This is a genomic window from Oleiphilus sp. HI0061, assembly GCF_001635675.1.
Genome location: NZ_LWFE01001091.1, coordinates 1 through 4,059, shown reverse-complemented (window position 1 = coordinate 4,059; position 4,059 = coordinate 1). Strand labels below are relative to the sequence as shown.

4 protein-coding genes are annotated in these 4,059 nt (G+C 45.9%); 1 reads left to right on the top strand and 3 read right to left on the bottom strand.

Going from position 1 to position 4,059, the window contains the following annotated elements:
- A partial coding sequence (locus A3735_RS15575) for a PAS domain-containing hybrid sensor histidine kinase/response regulator (protein ID WP_231882563.1) occupies window positions 1–2,643 on the top strand: 2,643 nt, incomplete at its 5' end.
- Between the two features lie 10 nt (window positions 2,644–2,653).
- On the opposite strand, the gene A3735_RS15570 is transcribed toward A3735_RS15575, so the two are convergent.
- The 3 genes from A3735_RS15570 to A3735_RS31040 all read right to left on the bottom strand — a co-directional run.
- Window positions 2,654–2,866, bottom strand: coding sequence for a hypothetical protein (locus A3735_RS15570; RefSeq protein WP_156490258.1), 213 nt, complete (start codon window positions 2,864–2,866; stop codon window positions 2,654–2,656).
- Entirely contained in the window at window positions 2,859–3,449 is a 591-nt protein-coding gene (locus A3735_RS15565) for a transglutaminase family protein (protein WP_068516587.1), read from the bottom strand. The genes A3735_RS15570 and A3735_RS15565 overlap by 8 nt, the downstream gene beginning before the upstream one ends.
- A gap of 204 nt (window positions 3,450–3,653) precedes the next feature.
- On the bottom strand, window positions 3,654–4,059 hold a 406-nt coding region (locus tag A3735_RS31040), incomplete at its 5' end, for an alpha/beta fold hydrolase (RefSeq protein WP_197485908.1).

Below are 4,059 nucleotides of genomic sequence, written 5' to 3'. Positions count from 1 at the left end.
ATCGCTCAGGCAGGAAACCTGATGTTTGCAGATGGGCAAGTCTCGGCAGATACCTATGTCATCTCAATCCCATTGGCTCAAGAGCAGCAAACACTTTCTTTAATTGCCTTTCTGGGTGGCTTTTCTGCGGCAACCGCAATGATCATCGTGGCAACCGTCACCTTAAGCCAAATGCTAAGCAACGACGTTATTCTACCAATCATTATGCGTCGTCAAAAAGGGGCGAATCGTTTTAAAGACTACACACAATCGCTTATTTTTGCGCGCCGATTGACTGTGGTTCTGGTCGTTATTTTTGCTTATCTCTATCAGGTCGTTTTTGCTGAAAATGCAGCCTTGACCAGTATCGGCCTGACAGCTTTTGCATTAGCTGTTCAACTGGCACCGGCTATTATTTTTGGGCTATATTGGACGCGAAGTAATGCCACGGGAATCTATGCCGGGCTGGCAGCAGGACTGATCACTTGGGCCTACACCTTAATGCTGCCGCTACTGGTTGATACCGGCATGGTATCAACAGATTTACTTTCGCAAGGCCCTCTGGGTGTAAAATGGTTGCGCCCGGAGTTTCTCTTTGGTTTAAGCTTTAGCGATGAATTCAGTCGAGGTGTGGTTCTAAGCTTACTCGCCAATATCCTCACCACTATCGTCGTTTCACGTCAAAACAGAACAACTTTATCAGACCGAATTCAAGCCCTGGCTTTTACTAACCAGTCCCAAAAACGTGCCTCGGAATACCAAAATTATGACGATATTAGCACCTTCGACCTGCGCTCACTTTTGGAACAGTTTGTTGGCAGCAGCATCACTAACAAACTCTTTGGTGAATACGACCATACCAGCGGTAATACAGCCGACGCTCGACTGATCAAAAAAGCCCAACAATCCTTATCTGGCATTGTTGGCGTTGCCTCCTCTCAGGCCATGATAGAAAGCCTAAGGAGTGGTCAGAAGCTGGCGGTAGAAGAAGTCGTTAATATCTTTGAAGAAACGACCCGAGCACTGCGTTTCAATCAGGATATTTTATTCGCGTCCTTCGATAATATTTCTTCGGGCATTAGCGTCGTCAACGGAGACCTCAATATGGTTGCCTGGAATCGTCGCTATGAAGAAATGTTTAACTATCCCCAAGGCATGCTGCAAATCGGAATTGCAGTTTCTGACTTGGTTCGCTTCAATGCTGAGCGCGGACTATTGGGGCCTGGGGCCATTGACGAGCATGTTCAACGACGTCTTAAACATTTGATGCAAGGAAAGCCTTATCGTGTTGTACGCAAGCATCATAACGGCCACGTTATCGAGATAAAGGGCAACCCTCTTCCCGATGGAGGCTATGTCACCACTTATGACGATATCACCGACTTTATGGCCGCTCAGGATGAACTCGAACAAAACAATCTTTACTTGGAGCAACGCGTGCAAAGCCGTACCGCTCAGATTGAATCTATCAATCAGGATTTACGTAAAGAGATTGAACTGAGAAAAGAAGTTGAAGAGCAATTGCTAAAGGCCAAAGCCGTGGCAGAAGAAGCGAATACCACTAAATCGCGCTTTCTGGCCCTAGCCAGCCATGATATTTTACAACCAATCAACGCCGCTCAGCTCTATGCCAATACCTTGCTAGATGTAAAAGAAGACCGTCGAGACATGAGCACTATCGTGCAAATTCGGGATGCGATTCTAAGCGCCGAAAGTATCATTTCCTCACTACTCGAAATAGCACGACTGGATACCGGCTCCCTGTCGCCACAACTCAGCCGATTCAAATTAGACGATATCCTTCAACCCCTGGTAAATGAATTTAAAGTATTGGTTAAGGACGAGGTTGAACTACATTTCGTACCCAGTTCACTGGTGGTAGAGTCCGATAAAAAATATCTGCGACGAATCCTGCAAAACTTCTTTTCTAATGCTGTTAAATATACCGAAAGCGGTAAGATCTTGGTCGGCTGCCGTCGCGAAGGTGAACGCGTGAGAGTATGCGTCTATGATACTGGCTCAGGCATCGCGGAAACCGACCAGGCGCGTATTTTTTCAGACTTCTATCGAGCCCCGACTCAAAAGAGTATTGCCGGTTTAGGCCTAGGGCTGGCTGTTGCAGAGCGTTTAGCAGAACTACTTCAACACCCCATTTCTCTCGATTCAAAACTAAGGAAGGGCAGCTGTTTCTCTATATCCTTACCTCAAAGCCACTTACCCAAAATCATCGAGGCTCCGCAAGAGATCGCTAATGAAAGCGATATCGAAGGTTTAAATGTCATTTATGTTGATGACCAACAGGAAAACCTTAAAGCTACCGAAGCACTGCTCAACAAATGGAACTGCAAGATGCTGTCTTACAACAGTGCCGAAAGTATTCTCGATGATAGTACCAAACACTTTGTACCTGACGTGCTACTCATGGACTACCAGCTGACGCATGATGAAGGCGAAGACAAGTATTCAAACGGTATCAAATTAGCGAATGAGCTATTAGAGATATGGGGGCAAGACGTTCCCGTCTGCATCATTTCAGCCGCCTCCGAACCAGAGTTGGCGAGTATAGCGAAAGGGCAAGGCTTCAACTTTTTAAGCAAACCGCTTAAACCCGCGAAGCTTAGAGCCTTATTGAGCCAGTTAGTGCGACGAAAAAAGCAAAGCTGATGAGTTAAGCTCAAGACAGCTCTTTTTGACGCGCTATCGCTTTCTTAATTTGCTTATTTCTTAGGTAGGCTGCTCGGAGTGTGGAGATCAAGCCACCAATAAGTACGATCACCAAGAGAGTTTTACCATCTTCGGTTTCTAAGCCGCCAACCATATAAATAGCTAATAGCGAGAATGTGACAAGAAATATAGTCACCTGAAGAGAGAATGGCATTTTATTCATTGCTTTGATGGCCCAAAGTATCAGTTTCACTTAAACGCTGAGCTACTTGCTCTATCGTTTCACAGCTCTCAAGTAGCTTGGTCACAGATGATAAGGGCGCTTCATAGAGCCCTTCGAGAAAAAACTCTCCCAAACCATATCGCTCAATTGCCAGTTTTTCAACTGGAGGCGTGAATTGAGCGTCGATTTCAGGGGTATTCCCACGTGCATCGATACGGTACCAACCATAGTCAGGCAGATGCACAGCGTTTAGTGCATGCAAACAAAAGCTAGGGGTGTCATCGAGACGTACACGTTGATAGCATATCGCAGTCGGAATTTGATTCGCTCTAAGTAAAGCAGCCAATAAGTGGCTTTTTGCGTAACAAAAACCTGTTCCGTGTTCAAGCACCTGAGAAGCTGAAACCGTCACCGGATTCAACCGGTAATCCCAACTGTGTTTTATTTCATCACGCACAAACCCAAAACACCTTTGGGCGATTACGTAGCAATCTTGCCTTCCTTGCGCTAACAAACTTGCCTGACGTTGCACGGCTTCGTGCCGCCAATCGATATAGGGGCAAGCCTGCAGATAAGCTTCCATTTCGTGACTACCTATTATTCTCTTCTGAGCGGAGAATTCTATAACATCAGCTACACCCTGCAAAAGGAAGCAAACCGCAAAATGGTAATATTCTATGAGGTAGCAATTTCTATTATTCGTGGGCAGAGGCCTCCGAGCCTCGCTAGCGGTTTAGCACGGTGGCAGATTCTAGCGAGGGGTGAAACCCTCTGTTTACGGGTATGATTAGAGTGTATTGATGAAGCTATCTATTCTGGCATTCACCTCATCTGCTTGCTCGGCAAATACCATATGACTGCCACCCGGTATAAGAGCCAGACTTGCATTAGCTAAAGCCTTCTTGAGGTAGTCAGCGTATTTGGGCGGGGTCATAATATCCTGATCACCCACTATGATTAAGCTAGGCAAGTCGATACTCGCTAGCTCGTTCATCAGATCAAAGCCATTGCATGCTTGCAAGTCTCTTAGTAAAACACCTGCTCCATTTTCCTGCATTGCGGCATTAATTTTACTGCGTAGCGGCTCATCAATTCTATGATTCATTGCCAGCACAGACTCGGGAATCCTGTCGTCCCCTTTAGCGAACAGGTCAGTAAGTTTATCTAATAAAGTTGGCAGAACTTTTAAACGA